This window comes from Glacieibacterium arshaanense (assembly GCF_004681125.1).
In the GTDB taxonomy this organism is placed as follows: Bacteria; Pseudomonadota; Alphaproteobacteria; order Sphingomonadales; family Sphingomonadaceae; genus Polymorphobacter_A; species Polymorphobacter_A arshaanense.
Genome location: NZ_SIHO01000002.1, coordinates 626,632 through 652,196, shown reverse-complemented (window position 1 = coordinate 652,196; position 25,565 = coordinate 626,632). Strand labels below are relative to the sequence as shown.

Below are 25,565 nucleotides of genomic sequence, written 5' to 3'. Positions count from 1 at the left end.
CTATGGTGCAGGCCTGCGGCCTGCCCGCCGGAGGCTCTTATCTCACTCCCCCGGCCGGTACCGCCGCGCGACATGTCCCGCCAGTTCGTCAGGGTAATAGTAAACCGCGCGCAGGTCGCCGGTGGTGTAACGCTGCGCTTGATCGTCGAAGTGGGGTGACCCGGGGTGGCCGCTCTGGCCGCCGGCGTTGACGGCGCGGGCCTTCACGCGCGGGCCGAATTCGACGACGGCGACGAAACTGTTGCCGCTGTTGCCATAGTAGCGTTTCGTTCCCGGCCAGGCGCGCGCATCGAAAGATGCCAACGATCCCCAGCGCCCCACGGTGAAGCCGACAGGCAGGCTGGGTTTGCTGTCATCGAAGTGCGGCGCGATGCTGTCATCAAGGCGTTGGAAGCGGTTGATTTCCCCCCACGGCGTCGCCCATTTGCCGAAGTCGCCTGACAGCCGCGCCACGGCCGTATCGAGCGCGCCGAGCTTCTGTGCCGGCGTCGTGCGCGACAGCACATCGTCAAAGATGCTCATGCCGACGCCCTGATACGGCGCAGACGTCAGGCGCCACATCTCCTCGGCCCAAAATACCGCGAGCGACGTCGGCACCGATGTCGTCGCCCAGCGCCGGTCCCAGCCACGCAGCGCGGCGATGGGGTCGGCGAGGCGCGCGCGCTGCGCGTCATTCGCGGGCAGCGCATCATAGGCCGCGAACAACGGCGGCAGCATCAGGTCGAACGCCGGCAGCGCCGGGTCGTAGGCCGCAGTCACCAGCCCGTTCAGCGACCAGCCGCGCTTGCCGTCGAACAGCCGCGTCGAGTGCACGCCGCGCGGGTTTTCGCCGACGCTGTCGATGTAGCGCGGGAAGCTGGCGCGCACCGGGCTGGCGCTGCCGGCGGCGCTCCACGGCCCGTTGTTCGAATTGGCGACCCAGCCGGTGGCGGGGTTGATGATCGCCGGGGTTTCGCTCAGCGGCAGCACGCCCTGCCAGTCGAGCGCGGCGTTGCTGCCGTCGACGGGCTTGGTGCGATCGACGCTGTCGGTGCGGCGCGGGATGAACTGCGGCGGCAGGAAGGCGATGGTGCCTTGCCTGTCGGCGAACACCGTGTTGTTGGTCGAATTGGCGCCGAGCTGCATGACCTTGGCAAAGTCGGCATAGTTCTGCGCCTTGGTGCGCAGGAACGACTGGCTGAGCGCCTCGACGGGCATGTGCATCAGGCTGGCGCTGATCCAGCGGTCGCCTTCGCGGCGGACGATCGGGCCGTGCAAGGTCGCCCAGGTGGTGAAGCTGCGCGGCTTGAGAGTGCCGTCGCTTTGTCGCACGTTCAGCGTAATCTGCTTCGTGATGATCGGCTGCAGCTTGCCGCCGTGCATGTAGCCGCTGGGCCCGGCGCCGGTAAGCGCCAGCGTTTCGGCGAACTCGTCGATGCTGTCGACGCTGCTGGTTGTGTGCATCCAGCCGGCGTGCGCGTTGAAGCCCTGGTAGACGAAGAATTGCCCCCAGGTCGCGGCGCCATAGGCGTTGAGTCCGGCATCGCTGGTGACCTGCTGTTCGGCACGGAAATAGAAGCTGGTGTGCGGGTTGATGAGCAGCAGCGCATGGCCGTCGGCGGTGTTGGCGGGCGCGATAGCGATGCCGTTCGAGCCGCTGGGTTCGACAAAATCCTTCGGGTTGGCAGATGCCACCTGCACGTCGGGTACATAGAGCTTGGCGACGCCAGCGAGGTTGATGCGTTCGATATCGCCGCCGATGCTGCCTTCGCTGAACGCCAGCGTCATCCATGGTTCGAAATGCGTCAGCGCGCGCGGTTTAACCTCCGGGTGCGTCGCCAGATAGAAATTGAGCGCATCGGCCCAGCTGACCGCCAGCGCCTTGAGCCACGCCGGCGCCTTGGCGTAGCGCGCCTGCAAATCGGCGGGGTCGATGAACAGCCGCGTCCGCAAATCCTGCGCCACTGCCGACGGCCCCTCGGCCTCCGCCAGCCGCCCGAGCGCCACCAGATAGTTGGTTTCGACGCGGTTGAAGTCGTCTTCGGCCTGCGCGTAGATCATCCCGAACACCGCATCGGCGTCGGTCTTGCCGTGGATATGCGCGATGCCCCAGTCGTCGCGGACGATATCGACCTTCGCCGCCTGTGCGCGCCAGCTCGCCGGATTGTCCGCCGCAGCGAGCGGCAGCGCCGCGAGTACCAGCCCCAGCGCTGCCCCGCCGCGCCACAGCCTCACTTCGCCGCGCTCGCGACAAGCTGCGTGCAATAGCTGATCGTACGTTGCAGATTGGCGAGCGTCATATGCTCGTTGGTGCCGTGGATCATCTTGGTCTCGACCATCGTCAGCTCGATCGGCTGGAAGCGGTAGACGTCGGCCGACACCTCGCTCATCGAGCGGCTGTCGGTGCCCGCAACCACCAGCGAAGGTGCCAGCGGATTGCCGGGGCTGGCCGCGGCCGCACTTGCCGCAACCCATTTCCAGCCTTCGGAATTGGTCGACGATACCGGCGACGGTTCACGCGGCGGCCGGTTCCACGCCAGCGTCACCGGGATGCTGCCCAGCGCCTTCTTGGTATGCGTCAGCACGTCCGCCGAGCTGTCCGACGGCGCGATGCGGTAGTTGATGCGCGCCAGTGCGGTCGCCGGCAGCACATTCTCCTTGGGGCTACCCTCCAGCATCGTCGGCGCGATTGTCGTGTGCAGCATCGCCGCTCCCGTCGGCGTGGCCGCCATCTGCTTGGTCAGCATGCCCGAAAACAGCCATTGGTTGGCGACCGCCATGCGCACCGGCCATTTCGCCGCCGGCGCCAGCGCTTCGAGCATCATCGCGCCGGGGCCGCTGAAGCGCAGCGGAAACGGGTTGCCGGTGATCGCGACGATTGCGTGCGCCAGCGTGCCGACCGCGGTTTCGGGCGGCGGCATCGATGAATGGCCGCCGGCGCCCTTGGCGGTCACTTCGAGCGTACCGTAGCCCTTCTCCGCAATGCCGATGAGAATCGCCGGCCCGCCGGTGACGGGGTTGTCCTTGACGATGGCGCTGCCCTCATCGAGCGTCAGCAACGCCTTGACGCCGCGCGCCTTGAGCGCCGCCGCCACCGCAACCGCGCCGCTGCCGCCGGCTTCCTCGTCATGCCCCGATACCAGTAGGATCGTCCGGCTCGGCACGAAACCGCTGTTCGCCAAAGTCTCGAACGCTTCGAACAGCCCGATCAGCGCGCCCTTGTCGTCGATGCTGCCGCGGCCCCAGACCGCGCCGTCAGCAACCACGCCCGAAAACGGCGGGTGCGTCCAGTCGCCTTCGGTGCCCTCGCTGACCGGCACGACATCCTGATGCGCCATCATGATCAGCGGCGGCAGCGACGCGTCGCTGCCCGGCCAGGTGTAGAGCAATGCATGGTCGGCAATGACCTCGCGGCGCATGACCTTGTGGACGGCGGGGTAGGTCGCCTGCAACCAGGCGTGCAGCGCGTCCCACTGCGTCAGGTCGTTGTCGGCCTTGTCCTGATGCGACACTGTCTGGAAGCGCACAGCCTCGCCCAGATGCGCGGCGGCGGCGTTGATGTCGAACTTCGGCACCGCGACCAGCGCCACCTTCGACAGATCGACTGCCGACGGTGGCGCATAGGTCAGCGTCCGCACCGCCACCACTGCCGCACCGATTGCCAGAACGCCGGCGCCCGCCAGCAACAGATTGCGCACCATCGCCATGTCATCTTCCCCGCAGAATTTCGCTGGCGGCACGCTAGCCCATGTCGCCGGGGTGCGGAACCCTGACCGGACGCAACAGGGTGCTTGTCGTTCCTGAAATGGCACACTAGCGTGTGACCCAATTGCAGTCGGCAAAAGCCGGCGCACGGAATTGGGGAGTACCAAACGCCATGATACCGCTGCACCCGCATGACTGAAATCGCTGCAACGGCTGACGCCGAGTTCGAGCCAAACGCTCCCGCCAAAACTGTACCCGTTCTGCCGATACCGTCGCGGCCCATGCGCATCGCCTATGGGCTGGGGTCGGTGGCGAGCGGCGTCAAGGACAATGGCTTCGGGTTTTTGCTGCTGCTGTTCTATTCGCAGGTCATCGGTGTCGATGCGCGGCTGGTCGGGCTGGCGATCACGCTCGGGCTGATTGTCGATGCGCTGATCGACCCGGTCGTCGGCTATTATTCGGACAATCTGCACAGCCGCTGGGGCCGTCGCCACCCGCTGATGTATGCCGCGGTGATTCCGGTGGCGGGGCTGTATTTCATGCTGTGGAACCCGCCGCACGGCTGGTCGGACATGGCGCTGTTCGGCTATCTGCTCGGGCTCAGCACGCTGATCCGCGTCGCCTTTTCATTCTACGAAATTCCCAGCAGCGCGCTCGCGCCCGAACTTACCGATGATTATGATGCGCGCAGTTCGCTGCTGTCGCTGCGTACATTTTTCGGCTGGGTCGGCGGCATATTGATTGCGGTGCTGCTGTTCGGCGCCATCTTCCCGGCATTTTCAACGCCGGCAGTCCCCAACGGCCAGTTCAACCGCGACGCCTACCGGCTCTATGGTATCGTCGCTTCGGTGGTGCTGTTCGTGGCCATTCTGGTTTGCGCGCTTGGCACGCACCGCCGCATTCCCATTCTCAAGTCACCCCCGCCGGCCCGCCAGCGCACGCTGCGGGTCATCTTCTCCGAAATCTTCGAAACGCTGTCGAACCGCTCGTTTTTTGCGCTGTTTGCGACCTCGGCATTCGGTCTGATTGCCGGCGGCGTGTCGGCATCGCTGTCAAACTACATCAGCATCTATTTCTGGGGCTTCAGTTCGCAGCAGATTGCGCTGCTGACATTCAGCCTGCTTCTGTCGGCCGTCGTTGGCGGGATTCTCGCGCCCGTTGCAACGCGCCGCATGGGCAAGCGCCGGGGCGCGCTGATCATCGGGCTGCTCGCGGTGCTTGGCGCGCCGTTGCCGATCTTCCTCCGCCTGATCGGGCTATTGCCGCCGGGCAATGTCGGCTGGGTCTATTGGTTCGTGCTGACGGCATCGGTGATCGACGTCGGGCTGATCATCGCCTTCCAGATCCTCGCCGCATCGATGATGGCCGACCTTGTCGAACAATCCGAACTCCAGACCGGGCGCCGTTCCGAAGGGCTGTTCGTGTCGTCGACAACCCTGCTCGGCAAGCTGGTCTCCGGGCTCGGCGTCACCATCGCCTCGTTCGTGCTGACCATTGCGGGCCTTAAAGCCGGCGCCGACCCGACACAGGTGTCGCCGGAAGCCATCTGGCGGCTCGGCGCGCTTTATGTGCCCGCCGTGCTGTCGTTCTGGCTCGCGATGATCTTCGCGCTGAGCTTCTACAAGCTGACGCGCAGCGACCATGAAGCCAACCTCGCGGCGCTCGCGGCGCGGCGGTTGCTGGATTGAGTTAGAGCCTCCGGCGGGCAGGCCTGAGGCCTGCACCCGATTGTCTGGGTGCAGGGGCAAGCCCCTGCCCGCCGGCGGCCCTTAAACCGTCACCTCGCGCCACTGCCCCGGCGCCAGCCCGTCGACGCACCACTCCCCCACCTGCCAGCGCACCAGCCGCAACGTCGGCAGCCCGGCGGCAGCGGTCATGCGGCGCACCTGGCGGTTGCGGCCTTCGCGGATGGTCAACCGCAGCCAGCCATCGGGGACGGTCTTGCGGAACCGCACCGGTGGCGTGCGGGGCCATAGGTCGGGGGCGTCAATGGCCTCGGCCAGCGCCGGCAAGGTCATGCCGTCATTCAACGCTACCCCGCGCCGCAACGGTTCGAGCGCGGTGTCGGTGACTTCGCCCTCGACCTGCACGAGATAGGTCTTCGCCAACTTGAAACGCGGGTCGGCGATACGCGCCTGCAACCGGCCGTCGTCGGTCAGCAACATCAGACCCTCGCTGTCGCGGTCGAGCCGGCCTGCCGGATACACACCGGGCACGTCGATAAAGTCCGACAACTTCGCGCGCGGCGTCGGGCTGCGCGCGTCGGTGAACTGCGACAGCACGTCATACGGCTTGTTGAACAGGATCAGCCGCGCCATCGCCCCGTGTCCCTCACCTCGGTCGCGCCGGTTTAGAATGTCGCCGCTGGCAGGTCACGCGATTCGGCTTGCCGCGTTCCCACCGCGATGCTTTGAACGCGGACATGCTGCACCGCTTCGGCCCGTCAATCTGGATCAGCGATGGCCCCGAGGCGGTCGTCGCGGGGTTCCGTTACCCGACGCGCATGGCGGTGATCCGGCTGTCGGACGGCACGCTGTTTATCTGGTCACCGGTGGCGCTGTCGGTCCCGTTGCGCGCTGCCGTCGATGCGCTGGGGCCGGTCGCGCATGTCGTAGCGCCCAACTCCCTCCATCATCTGCATCTCGGCGACTGGCAGGCCGCCTACCCCACCGCGCGGCTATACGCAGCGCCGGGACTCAGTAGAAAGCGCAAGGACATCGCGTTCGCTGCCGAAATCGGTGACACACCGCCGCCCGGCTGGGCCGGTGACATCGACCAGGTCGCGGTGCGCGGCAACCTGATCACCACCGAAGTCGTGTTCTTCCACCGGGCCAGCGCTACGGTCCTGTTCACCGACCTGCTCCAGCAGTTTCCGCACGGTTGGTTTGGCGGCTGGCGCGCGCTGGTGGCGCGGCTCGACGGCATGGTCGGCGACGAACCGCGCGTGCCCAACAAATTCCGCCGCGCTTTCGTCAATCGTGCGGCGGCGCGCGTGGCTGTCCGCCGTATCGTCGCATGGCCTGCCGAGCGACTGCTCGCCGCACATGCCCCGCCCGTCGGGTCGGGCGCGCAGGCGTTGATCGCCCGCGCTTTCGCGTGGCTGCGGCCCTAGGCGCCGGTAGCGCGCTTGAACGTTGCGTAGCGCGGGTTGTCGACGGCGACTTGCGCCACCGCCGCCGCGTACAACGCATCGACCAGCCCCGGCGTCTGGGCATTGGCGCGACCGTCGCGCAGCCGCTCGCACAGTTCGTGGCGCAGCTCGGCCGTCGGCCCGTCGTGCCCCGTCAGCGCCGTCAGCGCGGCGCGTTCGGCAGGTTCGGGTGATGCCGCCAGTTCGCGCGTCACGATCGCCAGCGCATTGCCCGCGACCTTGGCGTGGAACGCCAGACGCCCCGACAGCTCGGTTTCGGCTTCGGCAAGGAACAGTCGTACGGCGTCAACCAGCTGGCTGACCGAAGGCGTGCCGCTCATCAGATGCTCCCGTGCTTGAATAGATACAGCAGGTCGAGTTCGTTTTCGGAAATGCGGCGACCAATGGTGGCGCGCTCGACCGACGGCACGCGGCCCGACAGATGGTCGCTGACCAGCATCACGCACGACATGCCCCAGCGCAGCGTGCCCCAGACTTCCCATATGTGCACCGCGTCGCGGTCCACCTTGGCACCACCGGCGGCCTCATATGCCGCATACAGCGCCTCGCGCTCGCCGAAGCCGCCGACGGGCTTCTGCCAGTTGCCGAAGCGCCAGGCGTTGCCGCACAGCCAGCCCATATCCTCGAGCGGGTCGCCGAAATGGCCGAGTTCCCAGTCGAGAATCGCGCGCAGGCCGTCGGTGCCCACAATGAAATTGCCGCTGCGGAAGTCGCCATGCACCAGCGCCGTCGGCTCGGTATCGGGCAGCCGTTCCTTGAGCCAGGCGAACGCCAGATCATACGCCGGCAGCTCGATGCCGAAGTTGCGATAAGCGGCAAAGCTCTTCGCCAGCAGCGCCTGCGGCGAGCCGCCGGTCAGCGGCAGCCCGTCGAACGCCGAGCGCGGCAGTGCGTGCAACCGCGCCAGCGCGGTCGCGCACTGCGCCGTCATCGCTTCGCGCGCGGCGGCATATTCGGGCAGCCGCAGGTAGCGCGGCGCCAGACTCTCGCCGTCGATGCGCGTCATCACGAAGCCGTCGCCCAAGCCATCCTCGGCCTCCAGAATCGCCACGGTTTCGGCGACCGGAAGCCCGGCCTTGCGCGCCACTTCCTGCAACCGCGCCTGTGTGCGCTTGGCCATTGCGCCCGGCGCCGGTTCACCCGCGGCGCTGCACTGCATGATCAACGGCCAGTCGGCGCCGTCCTTGCTGGCCTTCACTGCAAACGTCGCCGATGACGCACCGCCCGACAGCGCATCGATGCGCGTCACCTGCACATCGGTGCCCGTGGTCCGCGCCAGCACCGCCGCCAGCGCATCGGGTTTGATATCAAGCGCCATGCTGGTTTCGTCCCTGGCCGTTCGCGGTCATCGATCAACTCCCCGGCGCCGATCCGGCGCGCTACTTCTCACGCCTTTGCGGCGCATTGCGGCGTCACCATTAGCCGCTGTTATCTGCAAGGGAAGCCCCCGTGTGCGGCAATTGCGCGAAACTGGCGCGTCGCGTAGCGTGATCGGCCACGGGGGATCACCATGCCAACTGCCAATGCCGGCGTCGCCAAGCGCCACATCCTTGTCGCCTTGTGCTTTGTCGCGGCGTTCACCTGCTACATCGACCGCGTCAACATTTCGGTAGCGATCATCCCGATGGCCGAACAGTTCGGCTGGTCGGCGACCACCAAGGGGCTGGTGCTGAGCTCGTTCTTCATCGGCTATCTGCTGGCGATGCTGCCGAGCGGCTGGGCGGCGAACCGCTGGGGCGGCAAGACGCTGCTCGGGCTGGCGCTGCTCGGCTGGTCGCTGTTCACCTTCCTGACGCCGGTCGCGGCGCTGACGTCGTTCGCCGCACTGATCGCGACGCGCATCCTGATGGGCATGGGCGAGGCCGCGACCTTCCCGGCGATTTTCAACCTCTACGCACGCTGGCTGCCCAAGGCCGAGCGCACCCGCGGCGTCGTGCTGGCCTACGCCGGCATCCCGCTGGGCACGGTGTTCGCGCTGTCGACCACCGGCATCCTCGTCACCAAATTCGGCTGGGAAAGCGTCTTCCACGTCTTCGGCGGCGCCGGGCTGGTGTTCGCCGTGGTGTGGATGCTGTTCATCCACGGCAGTCCCGCCAAGCACCCGCGCATCTCCGCCGGCGAACGCGAGCTGCTCGCCGAGTGCATCAGCGACGAAGGCCCGCGCGTTGCTATCCCCTGGGCACAACTGCTGCGCCACAGGGCGGTGTGGGCGCTGATCATCAACCACTTTACCTCGAACTGGCTGCTCTATCTGGCGCTCGCCTGGCTGCCGTCCTACTTCCGCGACGCCCAAGGCATGAACGTCACCAATGCCGGGCTGTTCGCCGTCGGACCGTGGCTCGCCTATTTCGCCGCCGGCAACATCGCCGCCTGGTTCGCCGACCGCGCCATCAAGCGCGGCACCCCCATCACCCGCGTCCGCAAGGTCGCGCAGATCTCCTCGATGCTCGTCAGCGCCGGCTTCCTGCTGCTCGCCAGCCAGGCGACGACGCCAGCCACCGCGCTCGCCACGCTATGCCTCGCACTCGCCGCACTCGGCGTGTCAGGGTCAGGCTTCGGCGGCAACCACCTCGATATCGCCCCGCAGCACGCCGACATCCTGTTCGGCATGTCGAACATCGGCGGCACCATCCCTGGCATCATCGGCGTCTATGCCACCGGCCTGCTGCTCGACCTGACCGGCACCTACGCCGCGACCTTCGCATTGACCGCCGGCATCAACGTGTTCGGGGCGGTCGTGTGGTATTTCTGGTCGAGCGGCGAGCCTATTTTAGACGAGTAGGGCCTCCGGCGGGCAGGGGCTTGCCCCTGCACCCATATATTGGGTGGGTGCCGCCTAAACCGACGTGGGTCGGTGTGGCGCCGGCAGCATATGGGTGCAGGCCTCAGGCCTGCCCGCCGGAGGCCCTTTACTGTCACCCCCCGACATGACAGGTGCACACGATGCCCGAGCTTCCCGAAGTCGAAACCGTCGTGCGCGGCCTGCGTGGTGTGCTGGAGGGCCGGCGTTTCGCGCATGTGGCGGTCAACCGGCCTGATCTGCGGCGGCCGTTGCCGGTTGATCTGGGGCAGCGGCTGACGGGGGCGCGGGTGACCGGGCTGGGGCGGCGCGCCAAATACGGCCTGATCGATACCGACCGCGGCGACACGGTGATTTTCCATCTCGGCATGTCGGGGCGGATGCGGCTTGATGCGCCGGCGCCGGAGAAGCACGACCATATCGTGTTCACCACCGATGACGGGCACACTGTCGCGTTCAACGATGCGCGACGGTTCGGCTCGCTTGATCTGGTGCCGACCGCCGACCTTGGCAGCCACCCGCTGCTCGCCGACATCGGCCCCGAGCCGCTGGGGGACGGGCTGACGGCGGCGCATCTGCGCGCGGCGTTCAAGGACCGTGTGGCACCGGTCAAGGCGCTGCTGCTCGACCAGACTGTCGTCGCGGGGCTCGGCAACATCTATGTCTGCGAGGCGCTTCACCTGACTGGGCTGCATCCGGCGCGCGCCGGCGGTGACATTCCGGCGGCGAAGTTCGGCCCGCTGGTCGACGCGATTCGCAGCGTGCTCAATGCTGCGATTGCCGCGGGCGGGTCGAGTTTGCGCGATTTCGTCCAGCTCGACGGCGAGCTTGGCTATTTCCAGAACGACTGGCGCGTCTATGGGCGCGAGGGCGCGGCGTGCCCGGTATGTGCGAAGCCGGTGGTGCGCATCGTCCAGAGCGGCCGCTCGAGCTTCTTCTGCCCGAGCTGCCAGAAACCGCCGCGTGCCTGAATTTGCCGTCGTGCCGCTTGTCTGTCTTGACCTGCGGCGCGGTCGTCTATAGGGAACGCGCTCTTCGCGGTGCCGGGCCTGCCTGACGCCGCACGCTGGTTTGCACCAGTGAACGAACCGAATTCTGAGGACAGACATGGCGAATACACCGCAAGCTGAAAAGCGCATCCGTCGCAACGACCGTCGCGCCGCGATCAACAAGGCGCGCGTCAGCCGCATCCGCACCTACGTCAAGAAGGTCGAATCGGCCATCGAAGCCGGCGTCCAGGCCGATGCCGCAGCAGCGCTGCAGGCGGCCCAGCCGGAGATGATGCGCGGCGTGTCGAAGGGTGTGCTCCACAAGAACACCGTGGCGCGCAAGATCGCCCGCCTCGCAAAGCGCGTGAAGGCGCTCGCCTGAAAATTTGAACGCTCCGGCGACGGCCTCAACGGGTCCCGCCAGACGCTGGAATGACATGAGGGTCGCCCGATTCGGGCGGCCCTTTTTGCATTGCCGGCAAGCACTTGCACGGCGTTGCAGGCGATTCGGTTGACATCGAAACGTCACAAATCGTTCCAATGATTTCAATAACTTATGACGCGCCCACGGAAAATCCAACGAAATCGTGTCAATCGAAATATTTCAGTTTTGTGTAATTTCTTGCCCTTGCTTGGGCGGCGCGGCGGTGGTTAGTAGCGGCTTCGGCCACACGTTCGGCCGGGTTGAAAATCGAACAGCAAATGCCGGCTCAAACCGGCCCACGGATGTACTGCACCCTGCAGCGCCGCCGCTGGAACTGTGCGCTTTGCCCGGGTGAATTTTGGGCCGGGACGACGTGACGGGAAACGCATCGCACCTAGCCGATCGAACGGGGGGCGTCAGGCGCAAGGTGTTCATCCGGCACGATTAAACGGGGAGGCGGCACTGGTTTTGACCTGGGCAGGCATCACCTCCGGATCATCGATCCGGCGGGCGCGGTTCATGTTGACGTTCAGTGCGAGTGGATTTCGGGGAGTTTGATCAACCAACATGGCAACACAGGCTTCCCCGACCGCCGCTCCAGCTTCAACGATTCCGGCTGCGCTGGCGCGCGCATCGACCCTGTTTTCAGTCGAATCGGGTACCGAATCGCTTATCCCGGCGGCTGTCGATTCGCGCGACGATTCGGTCGCGGCCGAGTCGCGCCTGCCCGCCGATGTCGGCGCCATGTGGGAGGCGATTCGCGCCACGCTGCGTGCCGAATGCGGCGCGCGCACCTTCGACAACTGGCTGCGCCCGATCGAATTCATCGCCGTCCAGGGTGACACCGTGCGGCTGGCGCTGCCGACGCACTTCCTCGCCGACTGGATTTCGAGCCACTATCTCGAACGCCTGCGCGTGCTGTGGGCAACGCATTGCCCGCAGGTCGGCCATGTCGTGCTCAGCGTCCAGCCCGCGATGCGCATGGCCGCGCCGCAAGCTGCACCCGCGGCAGCACCGGCCGCAGCCAGCGCGGTCACGCCGCCCGAAAGCTGCATCGGCCTGCCGCTCGAACCGCGCTACAGCTTCGACAGCTTCGTCGTCGGCAAATCGAACGAGCTCGCCTACAACGCCGCGCGCACGCTCGCCGAAGGCGGCCCCGTCAGCTTCAACCCGCTGTTCCTGCACGGCACCACCGGGCTCGGCAAAACCCATCTGATGCACGCCATCGGCGGCGAGCTGCGCGCCCGCAATCCGAACGCCAAGGTCGCGTACCTGTCGGCCGAAAAGTTCATGGTCGAATTCCTCGCCGCACTGCGCGCCAAGGACACCATCAGCTTCAAGCAGCGGCTGCGCTCGGTCGACCTGCTGATGATCGACGATGTCCAGTTCATCGCCGGCAAGGAATCGACGCAGGAAGAATTCTTCCACACGATGAACGAGATCATCAGCGCCGGTAAACGCCTCGTCATCACCGCTGACCGCTCCCCGCAGAACCTCGAAGGCATCCAGGACCGCATCCTCAGCCGCATGGCCTGGGGGCTGGTGGCGGACATCAACGCCGCCGACTATGAACTGCGGCTCAACATCCTGCACACCAAGGTTGCCGCAATGGCGGAGTCGATTGGCGCCACCGTGCCCGCCGATGTCATCGAATTCCTCGCACGCAAGATCACCTCGAACGTCCGCGAACTCGAAGGCGCCTTGAACCGCGTCGTCGCCTATGCGCGCCTCGTCGGCAAACCCGTCACGCTCGATTTCACCCGCGAAACGCTCGCCGACCTGCTGCGCGCGCACGAAAAGAAAGTCACCATCGACGAGATCCAGCGCAAGGTCGCCGAATATTACGCAATCAAGCTCAGCGACCTGCTGTCCGCCCGCCGCGCCCGCGAAGTCGCCCGCCCGCGCCAGGTCGCGATGTACCTCGCCAAGAAACTCACCCCGCGCTCGCTCCCCGAAATCGGCCGGCGCTTCGGTGGCCGCGACCACACCACCGTCATGCACGCGGTCAAGCGCATCGACGAACTCCGCGCCGGGGATCGCGAACTCGACGGTGACGTCGCGGCGTTGACGCGGTTGCTCGATAGCTAAGAGCCTCCGGCGGGCAGGCCTGAGGCCTGCACCCGATTGAAGCGCGCCAAACAATGGGTGCAGGGGTCACCCCTGCCCGCCGGAGGCTCTATTCTCCCCTTCCCCCTTGCTCTACACCCGCCCGCATGAACCGCCTGATCGACCGAATGCCCGCCGGCGCGCGCGGCCCTGCCTGGATGATCTTGTCGTGTTTTGCGTTTGCGACGATGTGGGGGCTGATCCGGCTGGCGAGCCGTGATCTCAGCCCGTTCGTACTGGTGTTTTACCGCAATGCGTTCGGGTTGCTGGCGCTGACGCCGATGCTGCTGCGCAATCCGGGGTTGATGGTGACGTCGCGGCTGCCGGTGCATGTGCGGCGCGCGACATCGGGGATCATCGCCACCTATTGCACCTTTTACGCGGTATCGAACGCGCCGATGGCGGTGGCGTTGGCGATCAACTACTCCGCGCCGCTGTTTGCGACGGTGGGCGCGGTGCTGTTCCTGGGCGAGAAGATCCACGGCCGGCGCATCGGAGCGGTGCTGGTCGGTTTCGCCGGGGTGCTGGTCGTGTTGCGGCCGGGGTCGATGCCGATGACGCCGGGTATTGCGGCGGCGATGATTTCGGCGGTGACGACGGCGTTCTCGCTGGTGGCGATCAAGCAGCTCGTCGGCAGCGACGACTCACGCAGCGTCACGGTGTGGAGCTTCGTGCTGATGCTGCCGGTGTCGGCGGCGGTAGCGCTGTTCTGGTGGAAATGGCCGGCGCCTGAAACCTGGCCACTGCTTGTCGCCATCGGCATCTGCGCCGCGGTCGGGCAGCTGTCGATGTCGCGCGCCTTCCAGCTTTCCGAGGCCACCGCGGTGATGCCGTATGATTTCGTGCGCTTCGGACTGGTGACGCTGATCGGCATTACTATGTTCGACGAACGGCTCGATGCCTTCACGCTGATCGGCGGCGCGCTGGTCATCGGCTCGACGATCTACCTCGCCTATCGCGAAGCGGTGGTGGCGCGGTCGCTGCGGCCCGCCAGCCAGGTTGCGGACAGAGCCTTATAGAGCCTCCGGCGGGCAGGGGTGACCCCTGCACCCGATTGTTGGGTGCAGGGGTCACCCCTGCCCGCCGGAGGCTCTTTGACTCTCTAGTTGCCGTAAACGTCAACTCTCCATAATGTCCGCCCGCGAATCACTAGAAAAGGGAATGGATCACATGAAACTCAGCGGATGTTCGGCAGTTGTCACCGGCGGTGCCTCGGGCCTGGGCGAAGCCACGGCGCGCGCGCTGGCGGCCGAAGGCGTCAAGGTCGCGATCTTCGACATGAACGCCGACAAGGGCGAGAAGGTCGCAGCCGAAATCGGCGGCGTGTTCTGCAACGTCAACGTCACCTCGGAAGAGTCGGTTGATGCCGGCTTCGCCAAGGCACGTGCTGCGATTGGCCAGGAACGCATCCTGATCAACTGCGCCGGCACCGGCAACGCGGTGAAGACCGCCAGCCGCAACAAGGCCGATAACACGATCAAGCATTTCCCGCTCGATGCCTTCAACCTGATCATCCAGATCAACCTGGTGGGCACCTTCCGCTGCATCGCCAAGTCGGCGGCCGGCATGCTGACGCTCGACCCGATGGAAGACGGCGAACGCGGCGCGATCGTCAACACCGCTTCGGTCGCCGCCGAAGACGGCCAGATCGGCCAGGCAGCGTATTCGGCATCGAAGGGCGGCGTCGTCGGCATGACCTTGCCGATCGCGCGCGATCTTTCGGGCGACGGTATCCGCGTCAACACCATCCTGCCCGGCATCTTCAACACGCCGCTGCTGCAGGCCGCCCCGCAGAACGTCAAGGATGCGCTCGGCGCGTCGGTGCCGTTCCCCAAGCGTCTCGGTGCGCCGCAGGAATATGCGTCGCTGGCGCTGGAAATGTGCCGGAACTCGTATTTCAACGGTGAAGATGTGCGTCTCGACGGTTCGATTCGTATGGCTCCGCGCTGACGCGCGGCCAGTAGATAACGCGAAAATTGCCCTTGCGATTTTCGCGTTAGCTGCGGACTCGCGCGAAGCCGGACGGCGGGGCGGCGGGAAGACCCGCCGAACCCGTCCGACGGCGTGGCTTTGCCACGACGCTCTTACTTTCTAAACAGAAGCACCCCTCACCCCGCCGCGCGAAGACGCGCGTGTCGCCCTCTCCCCCAAGGGGAGAGGGGATTACGCATCAATCGCCGTCGCCAGCGCCACATCCCGCGCGCTCAGCCCCCCGGCATCATGCGTCGTCAACCGCACATCCACCCGGTTATAGACATTGAACCACTCCGGATGATGGTCGGCCTTCTCCGCCAGCAGCGCCACCCGTGTCATGAACGCGAACGCATGCATAAAATCGGCGAACTTGTAGCTGCGCTCGATCCCCTCACTGACGCGGTTCCAGCCGGGCAGCGCCACCAGCGCCAGCTCAATTTCAGCATCGGTCAAACGAGGTATTGCCATTGCGCAGTCTCCGGTCGCGGCATTAGAAGCGCCGCATGATAGCGCAACTTCGTCCCCCGAGCCTCGACCAAATCGACGCGCTCGCACAAGCCGTGGTCGAACGCCTGCCGCCACTCTTCCGCGACCACCTGCGCAGCGTGCTGCTGCGCGTCGAGGACTTCCCCGATGACGAAGTCATGCGCGTCATGGAGCTCGAATCGCCATTCGACATTCTCGGCCTCTACTCAGGTCGGCATGTCGGGATGAAGGGCGATGAACCGACCGGCGCACTACCCGACACCATCTACCTCTACCGCCGCCCGATCCTCGACGCCTGGGCCGAATCGACCGACAGCCTCGAGGACTGGGTGACGCACGTGCTGATCCACGAAGTCGGCCACCACTTCGGGCTGAGCGATGACGACATCGAGGCGATCGAAGCCGCGCCGGAATAATCGGGTGCAGGGGTCACCCCTGCCCGCCGGAGGCCCTTAAAACCTCGTCAACCCAAGCCGGCACCAACACCCCCGCCGGCCCATGCCGCACCTCGTGAAACCGCGAGGCGCCGAGCGACGGTTCAAGGTTGATTTCCAGACAATGCGCCCCCGTCCGCCGCGCCAGTTCGACGAAGCCCGCCGCGGGATAGACGTTTCCCGACGTGCCGATCGACACAAAGGTGTCGCAGGCGACAAGCGCGGCTTCAATGGTGTCCATGTGGTACGGCATCTCGCCGAACCAGACGATGTCGGGGCGGAGCTGGCCCGCCGTGCCGCAGCCGGGGCATGGCGGATTGTCGCCGAGGTCGCCGTCCCAGCGGGCGGTGTCGCCGCATGCCAGGCACAGCGCGCTGAGCAACTGGCCGTGCATGTGGATGACCTCGGCCGCACCGCCGCGTTCGTGGAGGTCGTCGACGTTCTGCGTGACGATCATCACCGCACCGGGCAGTGCTGCCTGCAGTTTCGCCAGCGCGACATGCGCGGGGTTGGGGTGAACGCCTGCGAGCGCGGCGCGGCGCAAGTCATAGAAGCGCTGCACATCGGCCGGCGCCCGCGCGAACGCCTCGGGCGTGGCGACGTCCTCGACGCGGCGGCCTTCCCACAGCCCGTCGGGGCCGCGGAAGGTGGGCACGCCCGATTCGGCCGAGATTCCGGCGCCGGTGAGGATGACGATTGACCGCGGAGTGTGCATAATGGCCGCTATAGCGCCGATTGGCGGGAGGGAAAACGCGGGTGACGGTGAAGGTCGGGATTTTGGGTGCGGGCGGCCGCATGGGCGCGGCGTTGATCGCGGCGGTCGGCGCGACGCCCGAACTGCAGCTCGCGGGCCTTGCCGAACGTGCCGGACACCCGGCGGTCGGCACCAAGGTTGTCGACAAGCTCACTGTCTGCGCCAACGCGACGGCGATCGCGCATAGCTGCGACGTACTGATCGATTTCACCACCCCCGAAGCGCTGGCGGGCAATCTGGAAGCCGCGTGCGCGGGAAAGTGCGCGATTCTGGTCGGCACAACCGGGCTCGATGCCAGCCACCACGCCGCCATCGACCGCGCGGCGCAAAGCATTGCGGTGCTGCAGGCGGCGAACACCAGTCTGGGGGTGACGGTGATGGCCGCGCTGGTCGAACGCGCCGCGTCGCTGCTCGGCACCGACTGGGATATTGAAATCGCCGAACTCCACCACCGCCACAAGCGCGACGCGCCGTCGGGCACGGCGCTGGCGCTGGGGGTGGCGGCAGCATCGGGGCGCGGCGTCGCGCTGGCGAGCGTCGCCAAGCGTGGCCGTGACGGCATCGGCCCGGCACGCGTGGCCGGCGAAATCGGCTTTGCCTCGCTGCGTGGCGGCTCAGCGGCGGGCGACCACAGCGTGCTGTTCGCCGGTGAAGGCGAGCGGCTGATCATCAGCCACCACGCCGAAGGCCGCGAGCTGTTTGCCAGCGGTGCGGTACGCGCGGCGGCATGGCTCGGCGGCAAGCCCGCCGGGCGTTACACGATGGCGCAGGTGCTGGGGCTTTAGCCCGGCGCGCTTCAGCTCGGTTCGGTGCCTTCGACCACCAGCTTAAGATAGGTCAGCGCATCGTCGAGCTGGGTTTCGAGCGCGTCGGTATCAACACCCAATGGATGCCGCAGCCGCGTCCACAGGTCATGGTGGCCGGTATGTTTGACCGTCACGCGGGTGCCGTCATCGACCTTTGCCAGCCGGAACTCCATCGTCGCCTGTGTCACCAGCGGCCGGCGCTGGTCGACGGCAATGGTCAGCAAATCGGGCTGCTCGGCGATGATCGTCATGCGGCCCGCGCCTGCGACGCCGCCGGTCGACCAGTCATAGGTGGCGCCCGGCCCGCTGGCGCTGCCGCTGAACTGCGCGACAAGGCCGGGGTTCTGGCGCTCGGGCGGCCACCAGCCGGCCCAGCCGTGGAAATTGTCGAGATACGGCATGATATCCTTCGGCGCGGCTTCGATGACACGCGCGCTTTCGACCTGGAAATCACCCGATGACAGTGCCGCGCGGCCAAACAGCACCGCCAGCGCCAGTGCCACGACAACTGTGAGAATTCTGAACATGAGCCTCCCTGACCGAACCTGCCGCGCGCCGCAACGCCAACCTGCCGGTACAGCAGATTAACGGCAATCGCGGCAAATTGCGACTCTGTCGCACTGGCATGGACCAGCATTGCGCTTTGATATTAGACCCGCGCCGCATTCGCGCTATAAGCTGATGGAAGGTCCGTGATTACCTGGGGAAATAGCCGATGAATGCTGAGCGGCCGGGCTATGGAGCGCTGGGATCGCGTGACATTGCTCAACTGCTGGCGGTCGCCGATCACGGCAGCATCCGCCGCGCTGCCGACGCGCTCGGCATGACGCAGCCGGGGCTGAGCAAGAACATCCGGTTGATCGAGGACCGGCTCGGCATGGTGGTGTTCGAGCGTTCGACCACCGGCGCGGTGGCAACCGAAATCGGCACGCTGCTGCTGCGCCGCGGGCGCCAGATCCTGCTCGACCTGGAGGCCATCCACCGCGACCTGCGCGACGAGTTGCTGTCCGAAACCGGCCGCGTCCGCATCGGCGCCGGGCCGGTCGCGGCACCGATTATTGCGTCGCAGGTCATTGCCCGCTGCGCCCGCGACCATCCCGGCATCGCCATCGAGATGGACGTCGGCACGCCGTCCGAACAGTTCCCGCGGCTGGTGCGCGGCGACATCGACATGTTCATCGGCAATTGCGATGCCATCAGCTTGCCGGCCAACATCCAGGCGCGGGTCATCGACGAGGTGGAGCCGGTGTTTTTCGTGCGCAAGGGGCATCCGCTGGCGCTGCAGCCGCGCGTCGAGCTGCGCGACCTGCGGCCATGGAAAATCGCGCATGTCCGCCTCACCGCGCCGTTCGCGGCCTGGTATGGCAGTGCGGCCGGCGTCGGCGAACTCCACACCGGGTTCCAGTGCGACGATTTCGAGATGCTCGCCGAAGCCGTCGAGACGTCGGACATGGTCTCCTACGCGTCGCCGCAGATTCTGGCGCGGCTGCAGAAGCGCTATGCGATTGCCACGCTCGATATCCCGGGCATCGATTTTCGCCACCACATCCATTGCGCGCAGCCCGCCGGGCGGGCGCTGTCACGCCCGGGACAAAAGGTCGCGCAGTTGATCGAAGCCGCGTTCGCCGCCGCGGCGGCGCGGTAACTTCAGGTTATCGCGGTCAAACCGTTTCGGGACTAGGCGCGTCTGCACACGCGTGTAACTTGCATTAAGCATTGGCTTGATATCAAATTGCCGGCCCTTGGCGCGAAGACGCCGGAGTCGGTGTGTGTAATTACTGCACAGACCTGAAATTCGTGATGAACTGCAACAATAATCGAGGAGGAAACGATGCCAGGCGGAAAACCCAATATCCTGATCATGTGGGGTGACGATATCGGTCAGTCGAACCTGTCGATCTTCACCAAGGGCATGATGGGGTATCGCACCCCCAATATCGATTCGATTGGCGAACAGGGCATGCTGTTCACCGACTATTATGCCGAACAGAGCTGCACCGCTGGCCGCGCCAGCTTCATCACCGGCCAGAACGGCATGCGCACCGGCCTGACCAAGGTCGGCTTGCCCGGTGCCGAAGCCGGCATGAGCGACAAGGACCCGACGATTGCCCGCGTCATGAAGGGCCAAGGCTACAACACCGCGCAGTTCGGCAAGAACCATCTTGGCGACCGCGACGAGCATCTGCCGACGATGCACGGCTTCGACGAGTTCTTCGGCAACCTCTACCACCTCAATGCCGAGGAAGAGCCCGAGTTGCGCGACTATCCGCCGGCCAAGGACTTCCCGAACTTCCTCGAAAAGTTCGGCCCGCGCGGCGTGCTGCACTGCCATGCCGACGGCAAGGGCGGCCAGACCATCAAGAACACCGGCCCGCTGACCAAGAAGCGCATGGAAACCATCGACGAGGAAGCGCTCGCGCTCGCCGTCGACTTCATCAAGCGCCAGAACGCTGCGGGCATCCCGTTCTTCGTGTGGTTCAACACGACGCACATGCACTTCCGTACGCATGCCAAGCCCGAAAGCCTCGGCCAGTCGGGTCGCTGGCAGTCGGAATATCACGACGTCATGATCGACCATGACAAGACCATCGGCGTGCTGCTCAACCTGCTCGAGGAACTGGGCATCGTCGACGATACGTTCGTCATGTACTCGACCGACAACGGCCCGCACTGCAACAGCTGGCCCGATGCCGGTACGACGCCGTTCCGCAGCGAAAAGAACACCAACTGGGAAGGCGCCTACCGCGTTCCCTGCCTGGTGCGCTGGCCGGGCCACATCAAGCCGGGTTCGGTGTCGAACGACATCGTCGCCCACCTTGACTGGTTCCCGACGCTGGCTGCCATGGCCGGTGCGCCGAACATCAAGGAAGACCTGAAGAAGGGCACGACCATCGATGGCAAGCCCTACAAGGTCTACATCGACGGCATGAACCAGCTCGACCACATCACCGGCAAGAGCAAGAGCCCGCGCGAAGGCTTCCTCTACTGGACCGATGACGGCGAACTGTCGGGGCTGCGCGTCGACAACTGGAAGTTCGTGTTCATGGAACAGCGCATGCCGGGCACCTGCATGATCTGGGCCGAACCGCTGACGACCTTGCGTCTGCCCAAGATCTTCAACCTGCGCACCGATCCCTATGAGCATGCCGACATCACGTCGAACAGCTATTGGGACTGGATGTTCGACCACGTCTACCTGCTCGTGCCGGCGCAGATTCTGGTCGGCCAGGTGCTCGCCACCTTCGCCGAGTTCCCGCCGCGCCAAAAGGCCGCGTCGTTCAACCTGTCGGGCGTTCTCGAAAAGATGCACCAGGGCGCCACCGGCGGCGCCTGACGCATCAAGACGGGCGCCGCCAGTCCCGGCGGCGCCCGCACGGTTCATGGGGGACCGGTGTCGCTGGCCGGCACCGGCACATCATGAAGCTGCCCCCGGATATTGAGCCCATCCGGGGGCAGTACCCTGTCCGCAGCAGGGCTGTTTATCTGGCCTGCCGGCGATAAATTTGCAATCGTGCAGCGGGCCCGACGGGCGCGCTCGAACCGGGGAGTTGCCATGGATCCCGCCATGCTCGTCAAGCTGGTGCTGGTTGCCGGCATCGTGCTCATTGTCATTTCGATCGGCGTGCGGTCACGTCCCGAAGACACGCTGCAGCTGATCCGCAACCCGGGCCTCGGCGTGCGCGCCATGACCGCGATGTTCGTTGCGGTGCCGGCGTTCGTGCTGTTCATCACCTGGCTGATTCCGTTCGATGTACCGGTGCGCGCGGCGCTGCTGGCGCTGGCTGTATCACCGATGCCGCCGATCATCCCGCGCAAGGAAATGAACATCGGCGGCGACGCTAACTACGCCATCGGGCTGCAGGTGCTCGGCACGGTGTTTTCGATTGTCGCGGTGCCGTTCATGCTGATGGCGGTCGCGCTGGTGTTCGGCGTGTCGGGCGAATTCGATCCCTTCACCATGTCGAAGCTGCTGGTGGTGACCGTCGGCGCGCCGCTGGTCATCGGCATGGCCATTGGCCGCCTGCGCCCCGACTGGCGCGACGGGGTCGCGGTATGGGCGGGCAAGCTCGGCACCTGGGCGCTGCTCGCCGGCGCTGTCGTCGTTTTGTTCGGGACGTGGCAGACGATGCTCGCGCTGATCGGCGGCGGCGTGCTGGTTACCATCGTCGCGATCATCGGCTTTGCGCTGGCCGTCGGCCACTGGCTCGGCGGCCCGGATGAAGGCAACCGCGGCGCGCTCGCCGTTGCCTGCGCGGCGCGCCACCCCGGCGTCGCTATCGCGCTTTCGACCACTGTGTTCCCCGAACGCCAGGTCGAAATCACCGGCGCGGTGCTGCTGTTCCTGCTGGTAAATCTGGTGGTTACGGTGCCCTACATGAAATGGCGCCAGAAGGTCGTGGCGCACGGCTGAGCGCCGGGGTTCAGACCTCGGTGATACCGGACTTTTCGCCGCGCTCGCCACCCGACTTGCGCGTCGAATACTCCTCGATATCCTTCGCCAGGAACCAGTTGAGCCCGGTGCGGATCGCGGCAATCGCCCCCAGCTTGCCGACATCGTCCCAGCTCGGCGCAATCGCCGTGCGGATGATGTCGCTCGCCAGCGCGAATTCCAGCGCCAGCAGAATCCAGATGGCAAAGCGCAGCCAGATATCGCGGCGCCCCTCGTTCGACAGCCCGCCAGTGAAGATCAGCTGCACGGTCTTGAACAGCGCCTCGCCGGCGCCGATCGCGACGATCAGCACCACCGCCGCCTCGACCGCCAGCGCAATCGCCGCAGCAAATTCGCGAAAATAGACTTCAATCACCGATTTTCCCCGTCACCAGTGTCGAACCACTGTCGCATCATACACATAGCGGTCACCCTGTAACGCTATATCCTTGCGCTAGACCGCTATGCCGCAGCGTTGCATTGTCTGGCGCGCGCGCATGGTGCAAAACGACCGCGGAGGTAGCGCATGAGTTTCGAAGACCTGAGCCCCGGCGACAAGATGGCATCGATGCGCACGTCGATGGCGTTCCAGCGCACCCGCATGGCCGCCGAACGCACGATGATGGCGATCCTGCGCACGTCGCTGTCGATGATCGGCTTCGGCTTCACCATCTACACCTTCTTCACCAACTTCCTGAACCGCTCGGACGCGCGCGGGCTGCTCGCGGCGCAGGCCCCCAGCCGCTTCGGCATGGCACTCATCGCACTCGGCATCCTGCTGATGGCACTCGGGATCGCCAACCACTACCGCTACATGCAAACGCTGCGCGGCATGCGCGAGGACTTCAAACGCCGCGGCTTCCTGCAAGGCGGCGACGGCTTCCCGGTATCGCTGACGCTGATCGTGTCGTTCCTGATGGTGCTGCTCGGGCTGTGGGCGCTGCTCAGCATCGGCCTGCGCGCGGTCGCGAGCGGCGTGCTTTAGGGTCAAGCGAAAGAGCCTCCGGCGGGCAGGCCTGAGGCCTGCACCCATTAGTTTTAGGCGGCCCACAACTTCCGACGTCTGCTTCTGATGCACTGCCCCAACATTTGGGTGCAGGGGCAAGCCCCTGCCCGCCGGAGGCCCTTCAACCGTCAGGCCGGCGCCGCCATCCGCAGCACTGCGGCATAACCCGGCAGCGTTTCGAGCTTGGGCTTCAGCCCCTTGGCGTCGAGCAGCCGGTGCATCAGCGGCAGCCGATAACAGGGCACGTAGAGCATGATGTGATGTTCGGCGTGGTAGTTGACGTAATAGGGCGCGATGAACGCGCGGCCGAGCCAGTTGGCGTGCGTGGTGCGCGCGATGCGCCACGGGTCGGCGTCGTGGACCATCGCATGTTCGGCGATGTTGCGGATGCGCGTGACCAGCATGTGCCAGGTCAGCAGCGGCACGATCCACAGCAGCGGGTAGAGCCACCAATAGCCCAGCGCTGCCAGCCCTGCCGCCATCGCGATGTTGACGGCAAAGGCGCGTCCGAGCTTGGCGCCGAACAGCCGGACGCGGTCTCCCATCGCCATGTCGGGGGTGCCGAGCGCTGCCATGAATTGCGCGCGGCGCTGCTTGAAACCGGTCTGGCCGGTCAGGTCGCGGATAATCTTGCGCTTGATGCTGGCGCGCGTCGTCGGGAACGGCGCCGACAGCGACAGGTCGGGATCCTCGCGCATCTGCGTCAGCCGGTGGTGCTTCATGTGATAGCGCCGGTACGCCAGCGTCTCCGAAAACGTCGGATAGGCGCACAGCCACTGGCTCAGCCACAGGTTGAGCTTCTCGTTGGTCGCCAGCCCGCCATGCGCGCCCTCATGCACCAGAATCGCCAGCCCGAGCTGCCGCGTGCCGATGATCGCAATCGCCAGCAAAATCGTCAGCGGGTTGGGCAGCCACGCCACCAGCGCCATCGCCGCGGCAATCACCGCCCAGCAATGGACGATCATGAACACCCCCCACGCCGTCGAGCGTTCGGTCACCGCACGCATTTCGGCGCGGTCGAAATAGGTGTTCATGTTGATCCGGGCGGGGGTGTCGCGCATGGCCGTGATTCTGCGCCCTGGGTGCCGTTTACGTCAAGTGATTGCAGGGCATCTGGCGGGCAGGGGCTTGCCCCTGCACCCATCAGTTACCAGTGCTCCATCAACCGACGTCGGCTATGATTGCGCCCACCCGACATATGGGTGCAGGGGCAAGCCCCTGCCCGCCGGAGGCCCTAATAACTCCGCGGCATCCCCAACACATGTTCCGCCACATACGACAGGATCAGGTTCGTCGAGATCGGCGCCACCTGATACAGCCGCGTCTCGCGGAACTTGCGTTCGATGTCGTATTCGGCGGCGAAGCCGAAGCCGCCGTGCGTCTGGATGCAGGCTTCGCCGGCGGCCCAGCTGGCTTCGGCGGCGAGCATCTTTGCCATGTTGGCTTCGGCGCCGGCGTTTTCGCCGGCTTCATATTGGCGGATGGCGTCGTGGACCATCAGCTCGGCGGCGCGCATCTGGGCATAGGCGCGGGCGATGGGGAACTGGATGCCCTGGTTCTGGCCGATGGGGCGGCCGAAGACCTGGCGCTCCTTGGCATAGGCGCTGGCCTTGTCGATGAACCATTTGGCGTCGCCGATGCATTCGGCCGCAATCAATATGCGTTCGGCGTTCATGCCCGACAGGATGTAGCGGAACCCCTGCCCCTCGGTGCCGATGAGGTTGGCGGCGGGGACGCGCAGGTTGTCGAAGAACACCTCGGTCGTCGCGTGGTTCATCATCGTGTCGATCGGGCGGATGGTCAGCCCGTTGCCGACCGCGGCGCGCATATCCACCAGCAGCACCGACAGCCCGTCGGTGCGTTTGGCGACCTGGTCGCGTGGGCTGGTGCGCGCCAGCAGCAACATCAGGTCCGAATGTTCGGCGCGACTCGTCCAGATTTTCTGGCCGTTGACGACATAGTCATCGCCGTCGCGCACCGCCGTGGTTTTCAGCGCCAACGTGTCGGTACCGCTGGTCGGCTCGGTGACGCCGAAAGCCTGCAGCCGCAGCTCGCCGGTGGCGATGCGCGGCAGGTACTGCGCCTTTTGCGCGTCGGAGCCGTGGCGCAGCAGCGTCCCCATGATGTACATTTGCGCGTGGCAGGCGCCGCCGTTGCCGCCCTGGCGCTGGATTTCCTCGAGGATCGCCGCCGCCCCCGACAGCGGCAGCCCGGCGCCGCCATATTCCTCGGGGATCAGCGCCGCGAGATAGCCGGCCTCGGTCAGCGCCGCGACGAATTCGCCGGGATAGGCGCGGTCGCGGTCCTTGGCGCGCCAGTATTCGCCGGGGAACTGCTGGCACAGCTTGGCGACTTCCTCGCGGATCGCGGTATGGGATTCGGTCATCATGGCCTCGGTTGCCGACGTGCGTGCAACGCCAGCGGATTGGAATAATGTTGCAGCGCGCCATAAGCCACCACGCGCAAAGTTGCACAAGTGTATTGCACAAGGCGGCATTCGTCTGCCACAGACGCCCGGTTCC

25 protein-coding genes are annotated in these 25,565 nt (G+C 65.9%); 14 read left to right on the top strand and 11 right to left on the bottom strand.

Going from position 1 to position 25,565, the window contains the following annotated elements; genetic code table 11:
* Positions 1 to 42 precede the first annotated feature (42 nt).
* Positions 43 to 2,244, bottom strand: a complete 2,202-nt coding sequence (locus EUV02_RS09345) for a penicillin acylase family protein (RefSeq protein WP_243445843.1) — start codon at positions 2,242 to 2,244, stop codon at positions 43 to 45.
* The gene (locus tag EUV02_RS09340) at positions 2,211 to 3,686 is read right to left on the bottom strand and encodes a M20 family peptidase (protein ID WP_135245964.1); all 1,476 of its coding nucleotides are present in this window, start codon (positions 3,684 to 3,686) and stop codon (positions 2,211 to 2,213) included. The genes EUV02_RS09345 and EUV02_RS09340 overlap by 34 nt, the downstream gene beginning before the upstream one ends.
* Positions 3,687 to 3,875: 189 nt before the next feature.
* Here EUV02_RS09340 and EUV02_RS09335 point away from each other — a divergent pair, with 189 nt between their 5' ends.
* Positions 3,876 to 5,372 (top strand): MFS transporter, encoded by a 1,497-nt coding sequence (locus tag EUV02_RS09335; protein ID WP_243445842.1) that lies wholly within the window; start codon positions 3,876 to 3,878, stop codon positions 5,370 to 5,372.
* 81 nt (positions 5,373 to 5,453) lie between these two features.
* On the opposite strand, the gene EUV02_RS09330 is transcribed toward EUV02_RS09335, so the two are convergent.
* Positions 5,454 to 6,002 (bottom strand): pseudouridine synthase, encoded by a 549-nt coding sequence (locus EUV02_RS09330; RefSeq protein ID WP_135245963.1) that lies wholly within the window; start codon positions 6,000 to 6,002, stop codon positions 5,454 to 5,456.
* A gap of 104 nt (positions 6,003 to 6,106) precedes the next feature.
* On the opposite strand from EUV02_RS09330, the gene EUV02_RS09325 reads away from it, so the two are divergent.
* Positions 6,107 to 6,796, top strand: coding sequence for a DUF4336 domain-containing protein (locus EUV02_RS09325; RefSeq protein WP_135245962.1), 690 nt, complete (start codon positions 6,107 to 6,109; stop codon positions 6,794 to 6,796).
* Here the strand turns inward: EUV02_RS09325 and EUV02_RS09320 are convergent.
* Entirely contained in the window at positions 6,793 to 7,155 is a 363-nt protein-coding gene (locus EUV02_RS09320; RefSeq protein WP_135245961.1) for a DUF6285 domain-containing protein, read from the bottom strand. The two genes, EUV02_RS09325 and EUV02_RS09320, sit on opposite strands and share 4 nt — an antisense overlap.
* Positions 7,155 to 8,153 carry a phosphotransferase family protein gene (locus EUV02_RS09315; RefSeq protein WP_135245960.1) on the bottom strand — a complete coding sequence of 333 codons (999 nt, stop codon included), beginning with the start codon at positions 8,151 to 8,153 and terminating at the stop codon, positions 7,155 to 7,157. Before EUV02_RS09315 ends, EUV02_RS09320 begins: the two co-directional genes overlap by 1 nt.
* Positions 8,154 to 8,345: 192 nt before the next feature.
* Here EUV02_RS09315 and EUV02_RS09310 point away from each other — a divergent pair, with 192 nt between their 5' ends.
* The 6 genes from EUV02_RS09310 (at position 8,346) to EUV02_RS09285 (ending at position 15,104) form a co-directional block, all read left to right on the top strand.
* Complete coding sequence (locus EUV02_RS09310) at positions 8,346 to 9,617, top strand: MFS transporter (RefSeq protein WP_135245959.1); 1,272 nt, start codon at positions 8,346 to 8,348, stop codon at positions 9,615 to 9,617.
* A 161-nt stretch (positions 9,618 to 9,778) separates the two neighbouring features.
* Positions 9,779 to 10,606, top strand: a complete 828-nt coding sequence (gene mutM / locus EUV02_RS09305; RefSeq protein ID WP_135245958.1) for a bifunctional DNA-formamidopyrimidine glycosylase/DNA-(apurinic or apyrimidinic site) lyase — start codon at positions 9,779 to 9,781, stop codon at positions 10,604 to 10,606.
* Positions 10,607 to 10,742: 136 nt separating this feature from the next.
* Positions 10,743 to 11,006 carry a 30S ribosomal protein S20 gene (gene rpsT / locus EUV02_RS09300; RefSeq protein ID WP_135245957.1) on the top strand — a complete coding sequence of 88 codons (264 nt, stop codon included), beginning with the start codon at positions 10,743 to 10,745 and terminating at the stop codon, positions 11,004 to 11,006.
* A gap of 786 nt (positions 11,007 to 11,792) precedes the next feature.
* The gene (gene dnaA / locus EUV02_RS09295; protein WP_243445889.1) at positions 11,793 to 13,136 is read left to right on the top strand and encodes a chromosomal replication initiator protein DnaA; all 1,344 of its coding nucleotides are present in this window, start codon (positions 11,793 to 11,795) and stop codon (positions 13,134 to 13,136) included.
* Between the two features lie 125 nt (positions 13,137 to 13,261).
* Complete coding sequence (locus EUV02_RS09290) at positions 13,262 to 14,173, top strand: DMT family transporter (protein ID WP_166430579.1); 912 nt, start codon at positions 13,262 to 13,264, stop codon at positions 14,171 to 14,173.
* A gap of 151 nt (positions 14,174 to 14,324) precedes the next feature.
* Positions 14,325 to 15,104 carry an SDR family NAD(P)-dependent oxidoreductase gene (locus EUV02_RS09285; RefSeq protein ID WP_135245954.1) on the top strand — a complete coding sequence of 260 codons (780 nt, stop codon included), beginning with the start codon at positions 14,325 to 14,327 and terminating at the stop codon, positions 15,102 to 15,104.
* 213 nt (positions 15,105 to 15,317) lie between these two features.
* Here the strand turns inward: EUV02_RS09285 and EUV02_RS09280 are convergent, their stop codons facing one another.
* Positions 15,318 to 15,596 carry a 4a-hydroxytetrahydrobiopterin dehydratase gene (locus EUV02_RS09280; RefSeq protein WP_135245953.1) on the bottom strand — a complete coding sequence of 93 codons (279 nt, stop codon included), beginning with the start codon at positions 15,594 to 15,596 and terminating at the stop codon, positions 15,318 to 15,320.
* A gap of 35 nt (positions 15,597 to 15,631) precedes the next feature.
* Here EUV02_RS09280 and EUV02_RS09275 point away from each other — a divergent pair, with 35 nt between their 5' ends.
* Positions 15,632 to 16,030, top strand: a complete 399-nt coding sequence (locus EUV02_RS09275) for a metallopeptidase family protein (protein WP_135245952.1) — start codon at positions 15,632 to 15,634, stop codon at positions 16,028 to 16,030.
* 13 nt (positions 16,031 to 16,043) lie between these two features.
* On the opposite strand, the gene EUV02_RS09270 is transcribed toward EUV02_RS09275, so the two are convergent.
* Positions 16,044 to 16,763: an NAD-dependent deacylase gene (locus EUV02_RS09270; protein WP_135245951.1), complete on the bottom strand. Its 720-nt coding sequence runs from the start codon at positions 16,761 to 16,763 to the stop codon at positions 16,044 to 16,046.
* Positions 16,764 to 16,804: 41 nt separating this feature from the next.
* On the opposite strand from EUV02_RS09270, the gene dapB reads away from it, so the two are divergent.
* Positions 16,805 to 17,587, top strand: coding sequence for a 4-hydroxy-tetrahydrodipicolinate reductase (dapB, locus tag EUV02_RS09265; protein WP_279379514.1), 783 nt, complete (start codon positions 16,805 to 16,807; stop codon positions 17,585 to 17,587).
* A gap of 11 nt (positions 17,588 to 17,598) precedes the next feature.
* On the opposite strand, the gene EUV02_RS09260 is transcribed toward dapB, so the two are convergent.
* On the bottom strand, positions 17,599 to 18,135 hold the full coding sequence (locus EUV02_RS09260; protein ID WP_135245950.1) for an SRPBCC family protein: 537 nt from the start codon (positions 18,133 to 18,135) through the stop codon (positions 17,599 to 17,601).
* 188 nt (positions 18,136 to 18,323) lie between these two features.
* Here EUV02_RS09260 and EUV02_RS09255 point away from each other — a divergent pair, with 188 nt between their 5' ends.
* The 3 genes from EUV02_RS09255 (at position 18,324) to EUV02_RS09245 (ending at position 22,019) form a co-directional block, all read left to right on the top strand.
* Positions 18,324 to 19,253 (top strand): LysR family transcriptional regulator, encoded by a 930-nt coding sequence (locus EUV02_RS09255; RefSeq protein ID WP_135245949.1) that lies wholly within the window; start codon positions 18,324 to 18,326, stop codon positions 19,251 to 19,253.
* Between the two features lie 186 nt (positions 19,254 to 19,439).
* The gene (locus tag EUV02_RS09250) at positions 19,440 to 20,942 is read left to right on the top strand and encodes an arylsulfatase (protein ID WP_135245948.1); all 1,503 of its coding nucleotides are present in this window, start codon (positions 19,440 to 19,442) and stop codon (positions 20,940 to 20,942) included.
* Between the two features lie 219 nt (positions 20,943 to 21,161).
* Entirely contained in the window at positions 21,162 to 22,019 is an 858-nt protein-coding gene (locus EUV02_RS09245) for a bile acid:sodium symporter family protein (RefSeq protein ID WP_135245947.1), read from the top strand.
* Positions 22,020 to 22,029: 10 nt separating this feature from the next.
* Here the strand turns inward: EUV02_RS09245 and EUV02_RS09240 are convergent, their stop codons facing one another.
* Positions 22,030 to 22,413 (bottom strand): DUF1622 domain-containing protein, encoded by a 384-nt coding sequence (locus EUV02_RS09240; protein ID WP_243445841.1) that lies wholly within the window; start codon positions 22,411 to 22,413, stop codon positions 22,030 to 22,032.
* 150 nt (positions 22,414 to 22,563) lie between these two features.
* On the opposite strand from EUV02_RS09240, the gene EUV02_RS09235 reads away from it, so the two are divergent.
* On the top strand, positions 22,564 to 23,022 hold the full coding sequence (locus EUV02_RS09235; protein ID WP_135245946.1) for a YidH family protein: 459 nt from the start codon (positions 22,564 to 22,566) through the stop codon (positions 23,020 to 23,022).
* Between the two features lie 149 nt (positions 23,023 to 23,171).
* On the opposite strand, the gene EUV02_RS09230 is transcribed toward EUV02_RS09235, so the two are convergent.
* On the bottom strand, positions 23,172 to 24,104 hold the full coding sequence (locus tag EUV02_RS09230; protein ID WP_207790151.1) for a fatty acid desaturase family protein: 933 nt from the start codon (positions 24,102 to 24,104) through the stop codon (positions 23,172 to 23,174).
* Positions 24,105 to 24,277: 173 nt separating this feature from the next.
* Positions 24,278 to 25,432 carry an acyl-CoA dehydrogenase family protein gene (locus tag EUV02_RS09225; protein WP_135245945.1) on the bottom strand — a complete coding sequence of 385 codons (1,155 nt, stop codon included), beginning with the start codon at positions 25,430 to 25,432 and terminating at the stop codon, positions 24,278 to 24,280.
* Positions 25,433 to 25,565 lie beyond the last annotated feature (133 nt).

Bases quoted from the DNA above. Each gene is read 5' to 3' on its own strand.
- EUV02_RS09340 (WP_135245964.1), bottom strand. From the start codon at position 3,686: ATGGCGATGGTGCGCAATCTGTTGCTGGCGGGCGCCGGCGTTCTGGCA.
- EUV02_RS09335 (WP_243445842.1), top strand. From the start codon at position 3,876: ATGACTGAAATCGCTGCAACGGCTGACGCCGAGTTCGAGCCAAACGCT.
- EUV02_RS09330 (WP_135245963.1), bottom strand. From the start codon at position 6,002: ATGGCGCGGCTGATCCTGTTCAACAAGCCGTATGACGTGCTGTCGCAG.
- EUV02_RS09325 (WP_135245962.1), top strand. From the start codon at position 6,107: ATGCTGCACCGCTTCGGCCCGTCAATCTGGATCAGCGATGGCCCCGAG.
- EUV02_RS09320 (WP_135245961.1), bottom strand. From the start codon at position 7,155: ATGAGCGGCACGCCTTCGGTCAGCCAGCTGGTTGACGCCGTACGACTG.
- EUV02_RS09315 (WP_135245960.1), bottom strand. From the start codon at position 8,153: ATGGCGCTTGATATCAAACCCGATGCGCTGGCGGCGGTGCTGGCGCGG.
- EUV02_RS09310 (WP_135245959.1), top strand. From the start codon at position 8,346: ATGCCAACTGCCAATGCCGGCGTCGCCAAGCGCCACATCCTTGTCGCC.
- mutM (WP_135245958.1), top strand. From the start codon at position 9,779: ATGCCCGAGCTTCCCGAAGTCGAAACCGTCGTGCGCGGCCTGCGTGGT.
- rpsT (WP_135245957.1), top strand. From the start codon at position 10,743: ATGGCGAATACACCGCAAGCTGAAAAGCGCATCCGTCGCAACGACCGT.
- dnaA (WP_243445889.1), top strand. From the start codon at position 11,793: ATGTGGGAGGCGATTCGCGCCACGCTGCGTGCCGAATGCGGCGCGCGC.
- EUV02_RS09290 (WP_166430579.1), top strand. From the start codon at position 13,262: ATGAACCGCCTGATCGACCGAATGCCCGCCGGCGCGCGCGGCCCTGCC.
- EUV02_RS09285 (WP_135245954.1), top strand. From the start codon at position 14,325: ATGAAACTCAGCGGATGTTCGGCAGTTGTCACCGGCGGTGCCTCGGGC.
- EUV02_RS09280 (WP_135245953.1), bottom strand. From the start codon at position 15,596: ATGGCAATACCTCGTTTGACCGATGCTGAAATTGAGCTGGCGCTGGTG.
- EUV02_RS09275 (WP_135245952.1), top strand. From the start codon at position 15,632: ATGATAGCGCAACTTCGTCCCCCGAGCCTCGACCAAATCGACGCGCTC.
- EUV02_RS09270 (WP_135245951.1), bottom strand. From the start codon at position 16,763: ATGCACACTCCGCGGTCAATCGTCATCCTCACCGGCGCCGGAATCTCG.
- EUV02_RS09260 (WP_135245950.1), bottom strand. From the start codon at position 18,135: ATGTTCAGAATTCTCACAGTTGTCGTGGCACTGGCGCTGGCGGTGCTG.
- EUV02_RS09255 (WP_135245949.1), top strand. From the start codon at position 18,324: ATGAATGCTGAGCGGCCGGGCTATGGAGCGCTGGGATCGCGTGACATT.
- EUV02_RS09250 (WP_135245948.1), top strand. From the start codon at position 19,440: ATGCCAGGCGGAAAACCCAATATCCTGATCATGTGGGGTGACGATATC.
- EUV02_RS09245 (WP_135245947.1), top strand. From the start codon at position 21,162: ATGGATCCCGCCATGCTCGTCAAGCTGGTGCTGGTTGCCGGCATCGTG.
- EUV02_RS09235 (WP_135245946.1), top strand. From the start codon at position 22,564: ATGAGTTTCGAAGACCTGAGCCCCGGCGACAAGATGGCATCGATGCGC.
- EUV02_RS09230 (WP_207790151.1), bottom strand. From the start codon at position 24,104: ATGCGCGACACCCCCGCCCGGATCAACATGAACACCTATTTCGACCGC.
- EUV02_RS09225 (WP_135245945.1), bottom strand. From the start codon at position 25,432: ATGATGACCGAATCCCATACCGCGATCCGCGAGGAAGTCGCCAAGCTG.